This window comes from Shinella sp. 20P9.1.1, from assembly GCF_057798995.1.
The window spans coordinates 76,020-91,791 of the sequence record NZ_JBYOLC010000002.1; the positions used below are offsets into that span (position 1 = coordinate 76,020).

Consider the following 15,772-nt stretch of genomic DNA (forward strand, 5'->3'; position numbering starts at 1 on the left):
TTACGCTTTCACTAAAGCTCCGGATTTCATCGACCTGTGCGTCCCGAGGCGATACCAGCGCGATCTAGTGCGCGCGAACTCACCGCACTCATCAATGTGGAAAAGCTCGCTCGTGTGAATCAGGCTGTGATCTTCGAGTTTCGGGTGGCCGAGAACTCTTCCAACTAGGCACGGCACTTCTCGTGTGGTGCGCATCCATGAATTTATCATGACAGCGGGTGAGCTCTCCGCTGGGGCAGGAGCGGCATCTTCGAGATCGTCCGCGAGACGCCGAAGGTCTGCAGCGAGCTTTAGACGGGACATTACCCGCCATGCCGAATCATCGTAGCTCATTGACCCTCCGAATCATTCTGGATCGTTTTTGATCCATCAAGGTATTTATAGAAGCCTCCTTGGAATATGGAAGACCCCAGAGGGTATATCGTTGACATTTTTTTCGGTGACCGGCTTGTCGGACCGATGAGAATTCCAGCCCCAGCTGACGCACTACGAGCTGCCCGCGCACTCCTGAACCTGACGCAGGAATCTGCGGCTGACCGCGCTGGCGTTTTGCGACGGTCACTTTCAACGGTCGAGACGTCCGAGCGGATGCCGGAAACGAACCTCAAAATGGTTGATTTCTACGTTGCGCAAGGAATCGAGTTCCTCGGAGATGCAAAGATCGGGGGGGAGATCACCCGATCGGGCGCGAAGTGGTCTGCTCCGACCACTACCGACTTGTCAGGTAGAGCCATGACTGGTGATTTCCATACAGAGACAATTCCCGTTTCCTTGAGAGCAGCTCGCGCCCTTTGCAACAAAGAGCAGGCCGAGATTGCTGAACAGGCTAAAATGGCTCGGGAAACAGTGAAAGCGGCGGAGAAAGGGAATTGGTGGACCCCATCTCATCGAGCGCTCCAAGATTACTACGAAAGCGAGGGTATTGAATTTACCGGTTGGGGGGAAACAGCCACTGGGAAGTTCTATGGGGTCGGCGTGCGATGGAAATCGGCCGGGTCAAGTCCGGAAGACGAGCATGCTGCACTACCGTCAGACCCCGGCCTAAGTCGCCCTTAGAGAGCTCGACTGACAGTAATCGCGTGGCGGAGTAGCCTTGCTGCGTGATTGGAGTGGCTATCTCTCCCTCGATAGCCAACCGCTGATGTGGCATGCTGTCTCCTCCAAACACAAAAAACGGAGTGCATGGAAGCCGGTCTTATGACCGTCTTCCATGCACACTTTTGTTTGTTTTCCGCCCGGTGGTTCCATGGTGCCATGAACGGGATCGCTGTCAACAGGTGAGCCGAGACGAGCTCGGTTCACCTGTCCTTCGCATTCGCTACGGCCTCCGGTGACAACAATACCTTATCATGGCTATCCGGAAGCATCGGGACGGGGAACATCGCTCCGTGCGGATGTTCGATCCTCCAGAAGGATCGAACAGGGAACTGAGGGATATCGGTCGACAAATGCATCTCGATCGCGAATGCTCGTTTATCTACGAATAAGCTTTTAGGAATGTGGCAGACGCAGCCACTACGATCTCGCCATCGCGCTCGGCCTGATGATGGCGCTCGGTGCCGTGCCGGCGGATGCGCTGGAGGATTTCCTCGTCATCGGCGAGCTCAATCTCGACGGCACGATCGCTGCCGTCGCCGGTGCGCTTCCCGCCGCCATGGGCGCCAATGCGCTCGGCAAGGGCCTCATTTGCCCGGCGGAAAATGGCGCGGAAGCGGCTTGGGCCGGCGGTGGGCTCGAAATCCTTGCTCCGCGCAGCCTGATCGCACTCGCCAACCATTTCAAAGGGACACAAGCCTTGGGTCGCCCGGTGCCGGCGATCCGCGCAACGCCGGGAGACCTGCCCGATCTCGCGGATATCCGTGGACAGGAGAGCGCCAAGCGCGCGCTGGAAGTGGCAGCCGCGGGCAGCCACAATCTCCTGATGGTCGGCCCGCCCGGCTCGGGAAAGTCCATGCTCGCCGCGCGTCTGGCGGCCATCCTGCCGCCGCTCGCTCCGGCCGAACTGCTGGAAGTGTCGATGATCCATTCCATTGCCGGCCAGCTTTCCGGCGGGCGCCTTTCGGATCGCCGCCCGTTCCGCACGCCGCACCATTCCGCCACCATGGCAGCCCTGGTGGGCGGTGGGCCGCGGGCGCGGCCCGGTGAAGTGTCGCTCGCCCATAACGGCGTGCTCTTCCTCGATGAATTGCCCGAATTCACGCCACAGGCGCTCGACGCGCTGCGCCAGCCGCTCGAAACCGGCGAGTGCATCATTGCGCGCGCCAACCACCGTGTCAGCTATCCCGCCGCCGTCCAGCTCGTCGCGGCCATGAATCCGTGCCGCTGTGGCATGGCGGGTGAGCCCGGCCGCAGCTGCGCGCGCGGTCCCCGCTGCATGAGCGACTACCAGGCCCGCGTCTCCGGCCCGCTGATGGATCGCATCGATATCCGCATCGACGTGCCCGCCGTCTCCGCGACGGACCTTATCCGCCCGATGGCCGGAGAACCGAGTGCCGTGGTGGCAAAGCGTGTCGCCCAAGCGCGCGCCCTGCAGGCCGATCGCTTCGCCCGCCTCGGCATGGCTTCGGTGACCAGCAATGCACGGGCCTCGACCGCCCTCGTGGAGAAAGTCGCCGAACCCGACCCCGCCGGTCTCCAGTTGCTGCGTGACGCTGCGGAGAAGATGCGCTTTTCCGCCCGCGGCTATCACCGCGTCCTCAAGGTTGCCCGCACCCTTGCCGATCTCGACGAAACCGCTATCGTCGGTCGCATCCACCTCGCGGAAGCGATTTCCTACCGGATCGCCGGCGAGCGCCTCGTCACCACCTGATTGATCGGCGCGGCCGCGACAAGGCGGGCGCGGGGGCCGGCCGGTGGTCCCTTGAGGCTTGCAGACCAATCGAACCATGCCGGAAGCCACGGCTATCGCGCGCGCCGAAACGCGGCGTGTTTTTGAGTGTGTGATCCCCGGGGCGGCGAGAGGCGTCCTTTGCGGGCCGCCATGGCTGGACTGTTGGGCCGGTCTGGCGCATGCAGCTCGTGCTCTGTTTAAGCGTACCGCCTCGCGTCTTCGAGAGACCGATTCCGCCGATTCAGCGGTACCGCACGGTTATCTGTTTGGTGAAGGTGCCCGCCGGTCCGCTGCCTCTGGCATCACGCCGGTCCTTTGAAGACCGCCTCGATATGGCCCGTCCGGATCGATGACGAAGGCCGCATAATAATGCTGGCCGTAATTCAGGCGAAGGCCGGGTGGGCCGTTATCGACGCCGCCGGCGGTGATTGCTGCCGCGTGGAAGGCATCGACGGCCACGCGGCTCGGTGCGGCAAACGCGATGTGGAAGCCGGGGCCGGGCGCGCGGGCATCGGCATAGGCCTTGATGGCGAGCTTGTCACCGCCGCCGGGCGGCCCGTAACCGATGGCCTGACCCGTTTCGCCGGGGCGGAGGTCGGACCAGACGCGTGTATAGCCGAGCGGTGCGAGCGCGGCATCGTAGAAGGCGGCTGCACGGTCGATGGCGCGAGCGCCGAGGGAGAGGTGGTGGAGCATGGCGCGAGGGAGAGCCGGTCCGGTGGGGAGATGCCGCATGGCCGGGCCATGCGGCGGTCACGTCTCAGCTTGCGAGTCCTTCGAAGAGCGCGGTCGAGAGATAACGCTCGGCGAAGGAGGGGATGATGACGACGATGGTCTTGCCGGCGTTTTCCGGGCGGCTGCCGACCTTCGCGGCGGCGGTGAGGGCAGCACCGGAGGAAATGCCGACCGGTACGCCTTCGAGCCGTGCGACGAGGCGGGCATTGGCGAAGGCTTCGTCATTGCTGACGGTCACGACCTCGTCATAGACGTCCTTGTCGAGGATGGCGGGTGCAAAGCCGGCACCGATGCCCTGGATCTTGTGCGGGCCGGGATTGCCGCCCGAGAGAACCGGGCTGTCGGCGGGTTCCACCGCTACGACCTGGAAGCCGGACTTGCGTGCCTTCAGCACCTGGCCCACGCCGGTGATGGTGCCGCCCGTGCCGATGCCGGAGACGAGGATGTCGACCGCGCCGTCGGTGTCGTTCCAGATTTCCTCGGCCGTCGTCTTGCGATGGATCTCGGGGTTGGCCGGGTTTTCAAACTGCTGCGGAATGACGGCGCCGGGAATGGTGCTGGCCAGTTCCTCGGCCATGGCGATGGCGCCCTTCATGCCCTTCGGCCCCTCGGTCAGCACCAGCTCAGCGCCCAGCAGGGCGAGCATCTTGCGCCGCTCGATCGACATGGTTTCCGGCATGGTCAGGATGAGGCGATAACCCTTGGCGGCGGCGGCGAAGGCGAGCGCGATGCCGGTATTGCCCGAAGTCGGCTCGACCAGCGTCGATTTGCCGGGCGTGATCTTGCCGTCGGCCTCCAGCGCTTCGATCATCGCCACCCCGATGCGGTCCTTCACCGAGGCGATCGGATTGAAGAATTCGAGCTTGGCCAGAAGGTTGGCGACGACGCCCTTTTCCTTGGCAAACTTGTCGAGCCGCACGATCGGCGTGTCGCCGATGGTCTCGGTGATGGAGGCGTAGATACGGCCGCGGCCGGGTTTGCGGGGTTCGCTCATCGGGGTCTCCTCGTTATTATCGCAGAGAAGATAGGAGGGAACGCGGCGGGAGACGAGTCCGGATTTCGCGGTAAAACGGTTTCAAACGGAATAATCGGGTTGCCGGTAGCCTAAAGCCTAAGAAATCGTCATGCCGCGCGGGTGGCGATATAGGCCGCAGTGCCCGCGAGAATGCCGGCGGCAACGCGGTTCAGCCGCTGCAAGGCTTTCGGCTGCCTGAGCAGGATGCGGGCGCGCGAGGCGAGCGCGATATAGGGCACGACCACGATGAGCAGCACCACGAAGGTGGCGGCCAGCAGCACGCCGTAATCTTTCAGGCCGATCGAGCCGAGATCGACCAGCGTCGGCACGAGCGCGACATAGAACAGCATGGTCTTCGGATTGCCGAGCGTCACGAACAGGCCGGACAGGAACGACATGGTCATGCTGGTGGAGCGCTGCTCCTCGATGTTCTGCGGCAGCAGCCCGCCCGTCCAGAGCTTCCAGGCGATGTAGCCAAGATAGAGCGCCCCGGCGATCTTGATCAGCATGAAGGCTGTGGTGAAGGTCTGGGCGATGAAGGCGAGGCCGAGGATGACCGCTGTCAGATAGACCATGTCGCCGAGGATAAGGCCAAGTCCCATGAAAAAGGTCGGCCGGAAACCGGAGCCGAGCGCGCGCGCAACGATTGCCGTGATGCCGGGACCGGGAATGATGGCGGCAATGAACAAGGCACCGCTATAGGCGATGAGGACGGCGAGGGTCATCGGGAAACTCCTTGGATGCCTCTCTTTTACGCCCGGCGGTGTTTTCCGGCAATGGCCGGCCTCGCAGCGGACAGCGGGTACTCTTGTCACCGGGACAAGTGCGATCCTTGCGGCGGCAGGGGGCGAGGAATACTCCTCTTTCGTCCATCCAGGGGAGATGCATCCGTGCCCGAATTGACCAGCCTTGCCGCTTTCGCCCTCATTGCGCTCGGCATGGTGCTGACGCCGGGGCCGAACATGCTCTATCTCGTCTCCCGTTCGATCTGCCAGGGGCCGGCGGCGGGGCTCATCTCGCTCGGCGGCGTGGCGCTCGGTTTCGTGTTCTATCTGTTTGCCGCAGCCCTCGGCATCACCGCGCTTTTGATGGCGGTGCCCTATGCCTATGATGCGCTGCGTTTTGCCGGCGCGCTCTATCTCGCCTGGCTGGCCTGGCAGGCGCTGCGTCCCGGCGGGCGTTCGCCCTTCGCGGTGAAGACCCTGCCGCGCGACGGCAACCGCAAACTCTTCCTCATGGGGCTTCTGACCAATCTGCTGAACCCCAAGGTGGCCGTGCTCTATCTCTCGCTGCTGCCGCAGTTCATCGATCCGGCAAGGGGCCATGTCTTCCTGCAGGCGCTGGTGCTGGGCGGCACGCAGATCGTCATCGCCGTCAGCATCAACGGGCTGATCGCCGTGTCCGCGGGCTCCGTGGCCGCCCTTCTCGCCACCCGCCCGCGCTGGGCGCTCGTGCAGCGTTGGCTGATGGGCACCATGCTGGCGGGGCTGGCGCTGCGCATGGCGACGGACGCGGGACGCTGATCAGAACTCTGCCATCGGCGGCAGCGCGAAGGGTTTTTGCGGCAGCAGGCCTTCCGCCCCGCGGAGCATGAGCGCCATATCGCCTTCGTCGGCGATGGCCTCGCCGGTCCAGTCCAGATGATCGGGCGCAAAGTGCACGCGGATTTTTGACGGCGTGATCTGCAGGCTTGCTAGGATATCGGTAAGAGCAGGGATTTGCGCGCCAGCCACATCGAACAGTTCGAAGGTTCCGTCTTCACCCTGTTGCCAGGCAATGACGGCGCCGTCTTCTTCCATGACGTCGAGCCGGAGATCCGGCATCAGCGCGGCGTTGAACAGAAACATCTCGACCTGCCGCAGCGGTGCAAAACGATCGGAAACCGGGCGACGACCATTCAAGAGTCGGCGAAGCAACGTCACATCCGCATCGTTGGCCATATCGAGCTGCCGTGTTGCGCCAGCCCGGCCGCCTGTCGGTGCCGGGCCTGCAAAACGATGCTGCGCCAGCGCCCGGAAGCCGTAACGCTCGTAGAGGGTGGGCTTGTCGGTCAGCAGCGCCACGGCTTCAAAACCCTCGCCGTCGCAATAGTCGAGGGCTGCCTCCATGACGGAGCGGAACAGGCCGCGCTTGCGAAAATCCGGCCGCACCGCGCCCGATTGCAGCGCCGCGGCGCGCGTGAAATTGCCGTTGATGACCAGCGGCATCGAGAAGGCGCTGATATTGGCGATGCAGGTGCCGGATGCGTCGAACCAGGCGAAGGGCACGCCGGTCGGGTCCGGCCCGCCAAGCCGGTCGAGGATCGTCACATCGATGCCGAACGTGTCGTCGAGCAGGGCAGCAAGTGCCTGCGAGGCTACTGGATCGCCGAAATAGTTCGCGCCGAAAACGAGTTCGGGGTGGCCCGTCATCGTCTCAGCGCACGCCGGTCGAGCCGAAGCCGCCGGCGCCGCGCGCGGTCTCGCTGGCGTCCGTCGCCTCGCGCACGGCGACCTGCGTGACGGGAGCGATCACCATCTGGGCGATGCGCATGCCGCGCTCGATGGTGAACGGCTCTTCGCCGAGATTGACGAGCAGCACCTTCACCTCGCCGCGATAATCGCTGTCAATGGTGCCGGGCGTGTTGAGGCAGGTGACGCCGTTCTTGAAGGCAAGGCCGGAGCGCGGACGGATCTGCGCCTCATAGCCGAAGGGCACTTCGAAGACGAAGCCGGTCGGCACCAGCGTGCGCTTGCCCGGTGCGAGCGTCAGCGGTGCATCGGCTTCCACGGCGGCGCGCAGGTCCATGCCGGCGGCGCCCGGCGTCTCATAGGCGGGAAGCTCGATGCCCTCGCCATGCGGCAGGCGGACGAGCGAAAGCTGAGCGGGGGCGTGTGCGGTCATGCGGCCATAAGCCGGCCGTGGCGGCAGCGCGTCAATTGCATCTTTGAGGCGGAGCCTGTAAAGACGCCGGCAACTCACAGGATATTGCAGAAAATGGCTGAAACCCTCGCCGAGGCGGTCTCCCGCCGCCGCACCTTCGCGATCATCGCGCACCCGGACGCCGGTAAAACCACGCTCACCGAAAAGCTGCTGCTGTTCGGCGGCGCCATCCAGCTCGCCGGTGAAGTGAAAGCCAAGAAGGACCGCATCCAGACCCGGTCGGACTGGATGAAGATCGAGCGTGAACGCGGCATCTCCGTCGTGACCTCGGTCATGACCTTCGAATATGACGGCAACGTCTTCAACATCCTCGATACGCCCGGCCACGAGGATTTCGCCGACGATACCTACCGCACGCTGACGGCCGTCGATGCGGCCATCATGGTCATCGATGCCGCCAAGGGTATCGAGCCGCGCACGCTGAAACTCTTCGAAGTCTGCCGCCTGCGCGATATCCCGATCATCACCTTCGTCAACAAGATGGACCGCGAAAGCCGCGACCCCTTCGAGATTCTCGATGAGGTGGAAGAGAAGCTGGCGCTCGATACCGCGCCGGTCACCTGGCCCGTCGGCCGCTCCAAGTCCTTCTGCGGCTCCTATCACCTTGCCGACCGCACCTATCGCGGCTCGGATACGCAGGTGCAGCCGACGAAAATGGACGATATCGCCGAAGTCGCCAAAAACCTGCCGGAAAACGAGCGCGAAGCCTTCACCGAGGAGCTGGAGCTGGCCCGCGAGGCCTGCCGTCCGTTCGACCGCGAAGCCTTCCTCGAAGGCCATATGACGCCGGTCTTCTTCGGTTCGGCATTGCGCAATTTCGGTGTGCGCGATCTCATCAACGCGCTCGGCGCCTTCGCGCCGCCGCCGCGTGACCAGATCGCCGATGTGCGCAAGGTCCATGCCGCCGAAGACAAAATGACGGCCTTCGTCTTCAAGATCCAGGCCAACATGGATCCGAACCATCGCGACCGCATCGCCTTTGCTCGCGTCTGCTCGGGCATGCTGGAGCGCGGCATGAAGGTGCGCCTTGCCCGCACCGGCAAGACCATCGGCCTCTCGGCGCCGCAGTTCTTCTTCGCCTCGCAGCGCCAGCTCGCCGACACGGCCTATGCCGGCGATGTGGTGGGCATCCCCAACCACGGCACGCTCCGCATCGGCGATACGCTGACGGAAGGCGAGGCGCTGGTCTTCGAGGGCGTGCCGAACTTCGCGCCGGAAATCCTGCGCCGCGTGCGGCTCGAAGATGCCATGAAGGCCAAGAAGCTAAAGGAAGCCCTGCAGCAGATGGCGGAAGAGGGCGTCGTGCAGCTCTTCTCGCCGGAAGACGGCTCGCCCGCCATCGTCGGCGTCGTCGGCGCGCTGCAGCTCGACGTTCTGAAGGAGCGGCTGCAGGGGGAATACGGTCTGCCGGTCTCCTTCGAAATGTCGCGCTTCTCCGTCTGCCGCTGGGTTTCCTCCGACAATGCGGCGGAGCTCGAAAAATTCGTCACCCAGCGCCGCGGCGATATCGCCCGCGACCTCGATGGCGATCCGGTGTTTTTGGCGCAGGACAGCTTCTCTCTGCGCTACGAGGCGGAGCGCTATCCCGCGATCAAGATGGTCGCCATCAAGGAATATCACGTCACCAAGGCGTAACGCACGCCTGCCATTTTGCCGCCTGTCACTTTCAAGATGACAGGCGGCTTTTCATTTGCGAAAAGCACTGCCTGGACAGGGGCGTCCGCCGCAAGGCGGGCTGAGAAGCACCCTTTGAACCTGAACCGGATCATGCCGGCGGAGGGAGTCGAACGGGCGCCGTATCGCTGCGCGTCCCACGGCCGCCTCCGTCGCAAGGAGGCTTAATGGCCGAGACGACCATCGCAAACATCCTTTCCATCGCGGGTTCCGACCCCTCGGGCGGCGCCGGCATCCAGGCCGATCTCAAGACCTTCGCGGCGCGCGGCACCTATGGCATGGCGGTGCTGACGGCGCTGACGGCGCAGAACACGCAAGGCGTGTCCGGCGTGCATCTCGTGCCGCCGGCCTTCGTGGCGGCGCAGATCCGGGAGGTGTTGGCCGATGTGCGGGTCCATGCGGTGAAGATCGGCATGATCGCTTCGGCTGACATTGCCGAAGCGGTGGCCAATGCGCTCGCCACCCATCGGAGCACGCCGCTCGTGCTCGATCCCGTCATGGTGGCCAAGGGTGGCGCCTCGCTTCTGGCGCGCGAGGCCGTCGAGGCCCTGACCTGCCGCCTGCTGCCGCTCGCCACCGTGCTGACGCCGAACCTGCCGGAGGCGGCCGCCCTGCTCGGGGAGGCGGAGGCGACCGACCGGGAGACGATGGCGGATCAGGCGAACCGCCTGCTGGCGCTTGGCCCCAGGGCGGTGCTGCTGAAGGGCGGGCATCTGCCTGGCAACCAGAGCCCGGATGTCCTGGCGACGCGGGATCGGCTGCGCTGGTTCGAGGGCGTGCGCGTCCTGACGCGCAACACCCATGGCACGGGCTGCTCGCTGTCGAGCGCCATTGCGGCCGAACTCGGCAAGGGCAAGGCGTTGCCGGATGCCGTGGCGGCGGCAAAGAGCTACATTGCCGGCGCCGTGCGCGGCTCGGATGCGCTGGCCGTCGGCTCCGGTCACGGCCCGCTGCATCATTTTCACGCGCTCTGGAACTAGAGTATTTCCGCTTTTCTTCGAAACGCGAAAACGCTCTAGCTCTTTGTTTCTAGGCAATTCCGGACGCAAAACCGCTTCGCACTTTTGCTGGAATTGCTCTAGCGATCCGCGAGCGCCAGCCGCAGACCCATCAGACCGAGCGCGGCGGCAAAACTGCGCTGTGTCCAGACCATGATCTTCGGACGGCTCAGCACCTGCTGGCGCAGGCCTGCGGCAAGGGCTGCATAGAGCGCGAAGAGGAGGAAGGTCATGATCATGAAGACGGCGCCGAGGATGAGCATGCGCGCGGTCACGTCAGGCGCCTGCGCCGGCACGAATTGCGGCAGAAAAGCCAGGAAGAACAGCGAGAGTTTCGGGTTGAAGATATTGGTGAGGATGCCTTTCCGCACGATGCGTGGCGCCCGTTCTGCCGGCTGATCCGGCCCGAGATCGAGCGCGCGCGAATCTTTCAAAAGGCTCCAGGCGATGAAGAGCAGATAGGCGACGCCGACATACCGCAGCACCTCGAACGCGAGCGCGCTGGCATGCAGCACGGCGGCAAGGCCGACGACGCTGGCGAGGATGTGCGGGATGATGCCGAGCGTGCAGCCGAAGGCGGCAAGCAGACCGGCGCGAAAACCGCCGCTGATACCGAGCGCCAGCGTATAGATGACGCCCGTACCCGGCAGCAGGATGACGACGAGTGAGGTGATGAGGAATTCGGTGGTCATGTGATGTTCCCATGCTGAGGAGCGGGCAGGAAACACCGGAGCGGCAAGCGTGGTCTTGAACGAAATTGCGAGGTCAGGCGAGGGCGGCGTGGTAGGCGCCGGGCGTATAGCCGTAGCGGCGGGTGAAATTGCGCGTCATATGGCTCTGGTCGGCAAAGCCTGCTTCCGCCGCGGCTTCGGCGAGCGGCTTTCCCGTCGCGATCAATCGACGGGAAAGCTCGGTGCGGCGCTGGAGCAGGTAGGCGTGCGGTGTCAGCCCGGTCACGCGGGCGAAGTCACGCACCAGCCGGAAACGGCCAAGCCCGCTTTCTTCCGCAAGGTCTTCAAGGGTGATGGCGGCATCGGGCATGCTGTCGAGTTTTTCACGGGCACGGGCGACGCCCGATGTTGCGATGCCGGAACGTTTTGCCGGCCGTTCGCGCAGCACGGCCGCCAGCAACAGCAGCAGCCGTTCCTCGTGGCCAAGCTGTGTGGCCTGGGCGTCCAGCAAGGCCGCAAGGGCCGCTGACGCGAGAGCACTGACGCGCCTATCCGCCAGAACAGGCGCATAAAACTCGTCGCGCGGCCGGCCCTCGAAAATATCCTCCGCGGCAGACGCGACGATCTTCGGCTGCAGATACAGCATGCGCCAGGCGCGCGGCGTATCACCGATCGGTACACCGTCATGCACTTCGCCGGGATTGACCGTGATGGTGTTGCCGGCCTCCGCCTCGACCCGGCCACGTCCGCTCGCCGAGGTTTGCGCACCGCGCTCGATCATGCCGATGCCATAGGTGTCGTGGCTGTGGCGCGCGAAGGTGTGGCTGCTGTCGGCGACGACGGCCTCGATGCCGTCGATGGCCGTGCGCAGGATCTGGAAGCGCCCGGCGGCCATGCCTCTACTCCTGCGGCGTGCCGGGAAGGGCGGTCGTTTCGCCGAACCAGTCGGTGGCGGAGGAACACCAGATTTGCCGCGCCGGTCTCAGGTCGGCGCGCTGGTTGATGCTGCCCCAGCGGATGCCCCAGGTCGCCGCGGCCTCTCCCGTTCCCGTCGAGAAAAGCGGTGTGCCGCATTCTGGGCAGAAGGACAGCATGCGTGGGCGGCCGCTTCCGGCGATCTTGGTGTAGATTTTCGGCGAATTGCCGGTCAGGCGCACGGCCTCGCGTGCTGCCCGCACGGTGACGCGATAGGGCGAGCCAGTCAGCCGCTGGCAATCCGTGCAATGGCAGATCAGCACCGCGCCGGGATCGATCTCGGCCTCATAGGTCACGAAGCCGCAATGGCATTGCCCGTCGATGCGCATGAACAATCCTTCCGCCGTGGTACGACGGAAGGATAGGGTTTCACGGGCCGGCGTCAATGCGCCGGCTTGATGAAGGTGCCGTTGCGCAGCTCGCGCATCGCCTGTTCCAGCTCGGCCTGCGTGTTCATCACGATCGGGCCGTGCCAGGCGACGGGCTCCTGGATCGGCTTGCCCGAGACGAGCAGGAAGCGGATGCCCTTCTCGCCAGCCTGCACCGTCACCTCGTCGCCGGTATCGAACACGACGAGCGTGCGGTTGCCGGAGAGGTCGCGGATGTTCAGTTCTTCGCCCTGGAACTCCTTCTCCACCTTCACGCCGAAGGGTTTGGAGGCATCGCGGAACGTGCCGGAACCGGCAAAGATATAGGCGAAGGCCGAGCGGTAGGTATCGACCGGCAGGCGCTTCGTCTGGCCCGGAGGTACGGAGATGTCGAGATAGACGGGCTCGGCGGCGATGCCGTCGACCGGGCCGGTCTTGCCCCAGAAGCTGCCGGCGATGACGCGGGCCACCGTGCCGTCGTCATCGACGACGACGGGGATGTCGCCGGACTTGATGTCCTGGTAGCGCGGCGCGGTCATCTTCAGCGACGAGGGCAGGTTGGCCCAGAGCTGGAAGCCGTGCATCTTGCCGGCGAAATCGCCGCGCGGCATTTCCTGGTGCAGGATGCCGCTGCCGGCGGTCATCCACTGAACGTCGCCCGCACCCATCACGCCGTGATTGCCGAGGCTGTCGCCGTGTTCGACGGAGCCGGCGAGCACATAGGTGATGGTCTCGATGCCGCGATGCGGATGCCAGGGGAAGCCGCGGATATAATCCTGCGGATCGTCGTTGCGGAAATCGTCCATCATCAGGAAGGGATCGGTCATCGACGGATCACCGAAACCGAAGACGCGGTGCAGTTTCACGCCGGCGCCTTCCATGGCGGGGCGGCCGATGCTTTCGTGTTTGACGGGGCGTATGGACATGGGGAAGTCCTTTCGTTTGGGGTGTTGAAGCCTTTATACGCCGCACCCATCGTTCACGAAATCTGGCGGGCGCAGAACGGACTGTTCACAAAATCCTGTTCCTCCGGAAACTGCCGCTTGAGACGCCTGTCATCACAATGACACGCATGGTTTCGCCCCGTTTACATTCGTTAACGCATTTTTACCCATTTGCGTTGAAAATCCGGGCAGTGCCATGGTTAATGCGTCGTATCTCACACCGGTTCGCACCGGTCCAAACAAGCGGGAAATGTCATGTGCCGTTGGGCAGCCTATCGCGGAGAGCCGCTTTTCCTTGAGGAACTGGTGTCCTCGCCCGCGCACTCGCTGATCGAGCAATCCCACTGCGCCACCCGCGCCAAGACGGCCACCAATGGCGACGGCTTCGGCATCGCCTGGTATGGCGAGCGTCCGGAGCCCGGCCGTTACCGCGATATCCTGCCGGCGTGGTCGGACTGCAACCTGCGCAGCATCGCAAGTCAGGTCCGCTCGCCGCTGTTCCTCGCCCATGTGCGCGCGGCGACCGGCGGCGGCACGCGGCGCGACAATTGCCATCCCTTCGTGCACGGCATCTGGTCCTTCATGCACAATGGCCAGATCGCCGATTTCGAGTATCTGCGCCGGCCGCTCGAAACCATGCTTGACAACGACCTTTACCATGCCCGCACCGGCTCGACGGATTCCGAGCTGCTGTTCCTGCTGGCGCTGCAATTCGGCCTGGCGCGCGATCCGCTCGGCGCCATGGCCGAGACTATCGCCTTCGTCGAGCGTCTCGCGGCGCATCTGGAACGTCACGTGCTCGTGCGCTTCACTGCCGCCTTCACGGATGGCAAGCAGCTCTATGCCGTGCGCTACGCGACGGACTACAAGGCCCCGACGCTGTATGCCGCGCCGATGGGCGAGACGGGCGGCTACTGCCTCGTCTCCGAGCCCTTGAACGACGACACGGAAGCCTGGGTGGAAATCCCCGATGGCAGCGCCGTCGTGCTCGGCGAAAACGGCGTCGATGTGCGCATTTTCTCGCCCGCCGGCCGCCCGGCAAGCGCCATGGAAGCGAAACTCAGCCTCGTCAGGTAAGCCGCGCGGCGATCCAGCCGGCGAGGCGGTCCGCGACATCGTCCTTGGACAGTTCCGGCCAGGCCTCGATGCCATCGCTGGTGATCAGCTTTACGCTGTTCCTCGTGCCGCCCATGATACCGGTCTCCGGCGAGACGTCATTGGCGACGATCAGATCGGTACCCTTCTTCTGAAGCTTGACGCGGCCGTTGCTTTCCACGTCCTGCGTTTCGGCCGCAAAGCCGACGACGACCTTCGGGCGCTTGTCACTGTGGCCGACGGTCTTCAGGATATCGGGGTTTTCCGCCAGCATCAGCGGCGGCGGGCCTTCGCCCGGCTGTTTCTTGATCTTTTCATTGTTCGGCGTGGCCACGCGCCAGTCGGCGACGGCGGCGACCATCACGGCGATATCGGCGGGCAGTCTGGCCAGCACGGCGTCCAGCATCTCGGCTGCCTGCTCGACATGGATAACCTTCACGCCCTTGGGATCGGGAATCGTGACCGGGCCGGAAACGAGCGTCACGTCCGCACCAAGCCGGGCAAGGGCTGCGGCAATGGCATGGCCCTGCCGGCCGGAGGAGCGGTTGGCGATGTAGCGCACGGGGTCGATCGGCTCATGCGTCGGGCCCGATGTGACCACGGCCGTGCGACCGGCGAGCGGCTTTGCGCCGCCGTCGAGCAGGCGCTCTACCGCCGCGACGATCTCCAGCGGCTCCGCCATGCGCCCGAAGCCGGCTTCACCGCTTTCGGCCATTTCGCCGGCATTGGGGCCGATGAAGGCGATGCCATCTTTGCGTAGGGTCTCGACATTGCGGCGCGTTGCGGCATGTATCCACATTTTCGGGTTCATGGCCGGCGCCACCAGTACGGGGCGATCGGTGGCCAGAAGCACGGTGGAGGCAAGGTCGTCGGCAAGGCCGTTCGCCATCTTTGCCATCAGGTCGGCGGTGGCCGGCGCGACGACGATCAGGTCGCAATCGCGCGCCAGCCGGATATGCCCGATATCCTGCTCGTCCTCGCGGGAAAACAGCTCCGTATAGACACGGCCCGACGACAGCGCGCCGACGGCAAGCGGCGTCACGAATTGCTGCGCCCCCGCCGTCATGACCGGCCGCACCTCCGCGCCACGCTCGCGCAGGCGACGGATGAGGTCGAGGCTCTTATAGGCGGCGATGCCGCCGGAGATGACGAGAAGGATGCGTTTTCCTGCAAGCGGCATGGCGGGTCCCGGGCTCAAGAGGCGCAAGACCGCCCCCGGAGAGGACGGTCATCCCGTCCTACCCCGTTGCCGCGGCATTTCCAAGTCTTGGCAGGTGACTGACGCCCTAATGGCAGACCTTCACCTTCTTGATGATGAGGTTGCCGTAATAGTCGTATTTCTTGATCTTCTTCCAGAAGCACTTCGGCTTGTGCCCGTAGTAGTGGGTGACGAGCTCGACGGCCCCGGTGGTCTGGAGACCCGATCCGTCCGGCATCCTGCCGGCAAAGGCGGGTGCGGCGAAGCTGCTGAAAGACAAGACGGCAATGGCGGAAACAAACATGATCTTGCGCATGGGACGCTCCCCTTTTGGCCCCTGGAGAATA

The 15,772-nt window shown here is 64.4% G+C and carries 16 protein-coding genes, 1 pseudogene and 1 riboswitch; of the genes and pseudogenes, 5 read left to right on the plus strand and 12 right to left on the minus strand.

Features of this window, described 5'->3' with window-relative positions; genetic code table 11:
• Positions 1 to 333, minus strand: a complete 333-nt coding sequence (locus AC27VQ_RS03950; RefSeq protein WP_488715306.1) for a DUF6634 family protein — start codon at positions 331 to 333, stop codon at positions 1 to 3.
• A 1,177-nt stretch (positions 334 to 1,510) separates the two neighbouring features.
• Here AC27VQ_RS03950 and AC27VQ_RS03955 point away from each other — a divergent pair.
• Positions 1,511 to 2,809 (plus strand): annotated as a pseudogene (locus tag AC27VQ_RS03955) (YifB family Mg chelatase-like AAA ATPase); the annotation flags it as partial.
• 279 nt (positions 2,810 to 3,088) lie between these two features.
• Here AC27VQ_RS03955 and AC27VQ_RS03960 read toward each other — a convergent pair.
• The 3 genes from AC27VQ_RS03960 to AC27VQ_RS03970 all read right to left on the minus strand — a co-directional run bounded on the left by AC27VQ_RS03960 (position 3,089) and on the right by AC27VQ_RS03970 (position 5,305).
• A complete protein-coding gene (locus AC27VQ_RS03960) occupies positions 3,089 to 3,526 on the minus strand; it encodes a VOC family protein (RefSeq protein ID WP_488715307.1) in 438 nt (145 codons plus the stop codon).
• Between the two features lie 64 nt (positions 3,527 to 3,590).
• Positions 3,591 to 4,559, minus strand: coding sequence for a cysteine synthase A (gene cysK, locus AC27VQ_RS03965; RefSeq protein ID WP_488715308.1), 969 nt, complete (start codon positions 4,557 to 4,559; stop codon positions 3,591 to 3,593).
• Positions 4,560 to 4,687: 128 nt separating this feature from the next.
• Positions 4,688 to 5,305, minus strand: coding sequence for a LysE family translocator (locus AC27VQ_RS03970; protein WP_488715309.1), 618 nt, complete (start codon positions 5,303 to 5,305; stop codon positions 4,688 to 4,690).
• A 165-nt stretch (positions 5,306 to 5,470) separates the two neighbouring features.
• Here AC27VQ_RS03970 and AC27VQ_RS03975 point away from each other — a divergent pair, with 165 nt between their 5' ends.
• Positions 5,471 to 6,103, plus strand: a complete 633-nt coding sequence (locus tag AC27VQ_RS03975) for a LysE family translocator (RefSeq protein WP_488715310.1) — start codon at positions 5,471 to 5,473, stop codon at positions 6,101 to 6,103.
• Here the strand turns inward: AC27VQ_RS03975 and AC27VQ_RS03980 are convergent, their stop codons facing one another.
• Together AC27VQ_RS03980 and dut are read right to left on the minus strand one after the other, a co-directional pair.
• On the minus strand, positions 6,104 to 6,991 hold the full coding sequence (locus tag AC27VQ_RS03980; RefSeq protein WP_488715311.1) for a GNAT family N-acetyltransferase: 888 nt from the start codon (positions 6,989 to 6,991) through the stop codon (positions 6,104 to 6,106). It abuts the gene before it with no gap.
• A gap of 4 nt (positions 6,992 to 6,995) precedes the next feature.
• Complete coding sequence (gene dut / locus AC27VQ_RS03985) at positions 6,996 to 7,463, minus strand: dUTP diphosphatase (RefSeq protein WP_488715312.1); 468 nt, start codon at positions 7,461 to 7,463, stop codon at positions 6,996 to 6,998.
• Between the two features lie 93 nt (positions 7,464 to 7,556).
• On the opposite strand from dut, the gene AC27VQ_RS03990 reads away from it, so the two are divergent.
• Both AC27VQ_RS03990 and thiD read left to right on the plus strand, forming a co-directional pair.
• On the plus strand, positions 7,557 to 9,137 hold the full coding sequence (locus tag AC27VQ_RS03990) for a peptide chain release factor 3 (RefSeq protein ID WP_488715313.1): 1,581 nt from the start codon (positions 7,557 to 7,559) through the stop codon (positions 9,135 to 9,137).
• 67 nt (positions 9,138 to 9,204) lie between these two features.
• A riboswitch (TPP riboswitch) is annotated at positions 9,205 to 9,301 on the plus strand.
• Positions 9,302 to 9,343: 42 nt separating this feature from the next.
• Positions 9,344 to 10,156: a bifunctional hydroxymethylpyrimidine kinase/phosphomethylpyrimidine kinase gene (gene thiD / locus AC27VQ_RS03995; protein ID WP_488715314.1), complete on the plus strand. Its 813-nt coding sequence runs from the start codon at positions 9,344 to 9,346 to the stop codon at positions 10,154 to 10,156.
• Between the two features lie 98 nt (positions 10,157 to 10,254).
• Here the strand turns inward: thiD and AC27VQ_RS04000 are convergent, their stop codons facing one another.
• The 4 genes from AC27VQ_RS04000 to AC27VQ_RS04015 form a co-directional block, all read right to left on the minus strand.
• Complete coding sequence (locus AC27VQ_RS04000) at positions 10,255 to 10,866, minus strand: LysE family translocator (protein WP_488715315.1); 612 nt, start codon at positions 10,864 to 10,866, stop codon at positions 10,255 to 10,257.
• Between the two features lie 73 nt (positions 10,867 to 10,939).
• On the minus strand, positions 10,940 to 11,740 hold the full coding sequence (locus AC27VQ_RS04005; RefSeq protein WP_488715316.1) for an AraC family transcriptional regulator: 801 nt from the start codon (positions 11,738 to 11,740) through the stop codon (positions 10,940 to 10,942).
• A gap of 4 nt (positions 11,741 to 11,744) precedes the next feature.
• On the minus strand, positions 11,745 to 12,149 hold the full coding sequence (locus AC27VQ_RS04010; RefSeq protein WP_488715317.1) for a GFA family protein: 405 nt from the start codon (positions 12,147 to 12,149) through the stop codon (positions 11,745 to 11,747).
• A 53-nt stretch (positions 12,150 to 12,202) separates the two neighbouring features.
• The gene (locus AC27VQ_RS04015; protein ID WP_488715318.1) at positions 12,203 to 13,114 is read right to left on the minus strand and encodes a pirin family protein; all 912 of its coding nucleotides are present in this window, start codon (positions 13,112 to 13,114) and stop codon (positions 12,203 to 12,205) included.
• Between the two features lie 273 nt (positions 13,115 to 13,387).
• On the opposite strand from AC27VQ_RS04015, the gene AC27VQ_RS04020 reads away from it, so the two are divergent.
• Positions 13,388 to 14,209, plus strand: coding sequence for a class II glutamine amidotransferase (locus AC27VQ_RS04020; RefSeq protein ID WP_488715319.1), 822 nt, complete (start codon positions 13,388 to 13,390; stop codon positions 14,207 to 14,209).
• Here the strand turns inward: AC27VQ_RS04020 and coaBC are convergent.
• On the minus strand, positions 14,202 to 15,407 hold the full coding sequence (coaBC, locus tag AC27VQ_RS04025) for a bifunctional phosphopantothenoylcysteine decarboxylase/phosphopantothenate--cysteine ligase CoaBC (protein WP_488715320.1): 1,206 nt from the start codon (positions 15,405 to 15,407) through the stop codon (positions 14,202 to 14,204). The two genes, AC27VQ_RS04020 and coaBC, sit on opposite strands and share 8 nt — an antisense overlap.
• A gap of 106 nt (positions 15,408 to 15,513) precedes the next feature.
• Complete coding sequence (locus AC27VQ_RS04030; RefSeq protein ID WP_313532118.1) at positions 15,514 to 15,741, minus strand: hypothetical protein; 228 nt, start codon at positions 15,739 to 15,741, stop codon at positions 15,514 to 15,516.
• Between the last annotated feature and the right edge of the window lie 31 nt (positions 15,742 to 15,772).

Excerpts from the sequence above, each read along its gene's own strand:
- AC27VQ_RS03990 (WP_488715313.1), top strand. The coding sequence starts at position 7,557 with ATGGCTGAAACCCTCGCCGAGGCGGTCTCCCGCCGCCGCACCTTCGCG.
- cysK (WP_488715308.1), bottom strand. The coding sequence starts at position 4,559 with ATGAGCGAACCCCGCAAACCCGGCCGCGGCCGTATCTACGCCTCCATC.
- AC27VQ_RS03980 (WP_488715311.1), bottom strand. The coding sequence starts at position 6,991 with ATGACGGGCCACCCCGAACTCGTTTTCGGCGCGAACTATTTCGGCGAT.
- AC27VQ_RS03960 (WP_488715307.1), bottom strand. The coding sequence starts at position 3,526 with ATGCTCCACCACCTCTCCCTCGGCGCTCGCGCCATCGACCGTGCAGCC.
- AC27VQ_RS03970 (WP_488715309.1), bottom strand. The coding sequence starts at position 5,305 with ATGACCCTCGCCGTCCTCATCGCCTATAGCGGTGCCTTGTTCATTGCC.
- coaBC (WP_488715320.1), bottom strand. The coding sequence starts at position 15,407 with ATGCCGCTTGCAGGAAAACGCATCCTTCTCGTCATCTCCGGCGGCATC.
- AC27VQ_RS04015 (WP_488715318.1), bottom strand. The coding sequence starts at position 13,114 with ATGTCCATACGCCCCGTCAAACACGAAAGCATCGGCCGCCCCGCCATG.
- thiD (WP_488715314.1), top strand. The coding sequence starts at position 9,344 with ATGGCCGAGACGACCATCGCAAACATCCTTTCCATCGCGGGTTCCGAC.
- AC27VQ_RS04010 (WP_488715317.1), bottom strand. The coding sequence starts at position 12,149 with ATGCGCATCGACGGGCAATGCCATTGCGGCTTCGTGACCTATGAGGCC.
- AC27VQ_RS04020 (WP_488715319.1), top strand. The coding sequence starts at position 13,388 with ATGTGCCGTTGGGCAGCCTATCGCGGAGAGCCGCTTTTCCTTGAGGAA.
- AC27VQ_RS04005 (WP_488715316.1), bottom strand. The coding sequence starts at position 11,740 with ATGGCCGCCGGGCGCTTCCAGATCCTGCGCACGGCCATCGACGGCATC.
- dut (WP_488715312.1), bottom strand. The coding sequence starts at position 7,463 with ATGACCGCACACGCCCCCGCTCAGCTTTCGCTCGTCCGCCTGCCGCAT.
- AC27VQ_RS04000 (WP_488715315.1), bottom strand. The coding sequence starts at position 10,866 with ATGACCACCGAATTCCTCATCACCTCACTCGTCGTCATCCTGCTGCCG.
- AC27VQ_RS03950 (WP_488715306.1), bottom strand. The coding sequence starts at position 333 with ATGAGCTACGATGATTCGGCATGGCGGGTAATGTCCCGTCTAAAGCTC.
- AC27VQ_RS04030 (WP_313532118.1), bottom strand. The coding sequence starts at position 15,741 with ATGCGCAAGATCATGTTTGTTTCCGCCATTGCCGTCTTGTCTTTCAGC.